Raw genomic sequence first — 911 nt, forward strand, 5'->3', positions numbered from 1 at the left:
ACGGAACCATAAGGAAGTATGGCCGCCGTTTTCAGAAAGATCGGTCTTTGTCCCTTTCCAAAAGACGTTAGGACGTCCGTAAGCGGTGATACCGAAGAAATTGTTATGCTCCTTTGCCAGCGTACTTTCTCCCCAGCCGGTTTCGATGGCCGATTGGGCGAGGATGACAACCGGATTGATTCCGAAACATTCCCCCGCCTTTTGAGCGGGGAAAAGATATTGTTTGATAAATTCCTGTTTTAACATAACGGATAATTGATACGTTACTACTCGATTTCCGGACGGTCCGAACCACCTCCTGTAGGCGGAGTGACAGTCTCGATATCCATCTTTTCATATTTGGCATTCTTGCGGATCTCGTTGAGCATGGTGCCCGGTGAGAAGACGATGCGAGCCTTGTTGAAGAGGGAGACATTGAAGTCCTTTTCGTTTGCAGTACCCTTGCTGCCGGCAACCATACGGAAGTTACCCAGGCGGCCCATCTGGATCACATCGCCTTCTTCCAGGCGTTCTTCCATGACGGAAAGAAGACCTTCGATGACAAGCATCACATCACCGATAAAAGCGGTGCTTCGAACAGCGATCAGATCGCAGAGCTTGTTGAAATCGAGTTTCTTCAATGAACGGACCTGTGCATAAAATAATTTGGAACCTTCGGCAGCGTCTTTGCGCATGTCGGGACGTTTTACTAAGTGAAAACTTAAAGCCATGGGGGATAATTTTTTAATTCGACAATATGCCAATATGACAATGGAAATACTCCGAAAGCTATTGACGGTTAACTGGTTGGTTATTGATAACATGACAAAGATAGGGTGCTGGAAAAATGGTTGTGACATGAAATGTCATCATCGGCGGCGAAGGGTTTAATAAGTCCGTATAAATATATAAATAATGCGCATAAACTTTGA

General features: G+C 45.6%; 2 protein-coding genes. Both read right to left on the minus strand.

From position 1 onward, the window contains the following. Positions 1 to 246, minus strand: a 246-nt coding sequence (locus DWW91_RS28270; RefSeq protein ID WP_233584592.1) for a glucosaminidase domain-containing protein, incomplete at its 3' end; no start/stop codon positions are given. A 20-nt stretch (positions 247 to 266) separates the two neighbouring features. Then, complete coding sequence (locus tag DWW91_RS27115) at positions 267 to 710, minus strand: HU family DNA-binding protein (RefSeq protein WP_007658488.1); 444 nt, start codon at positions 708 to 710, stop codon at positions 267 to 269. Positions 711 to 911: the final 201 nt, after the last annotated feature.

It is taken from the genome of Parabacteroides sp. AF17-3 (assembly GCF_003635445.1).
Classification (GTDB): Bacteria; Bacteroidota; Bacteroidia; order Bacteroidales; family Tannerellaceae; genus Parabacteroides; species Parabacteroides goldsteinii.

Coding starts and splice junctions, on each gene's coding strand:
- DWW91_RS27115 (WP_007658488.1), bottom strand. CDS start 710: ATGGCTTTAAGTTTTCACTTAGTAAAACGTCCCGACATGCGCAAAGAC.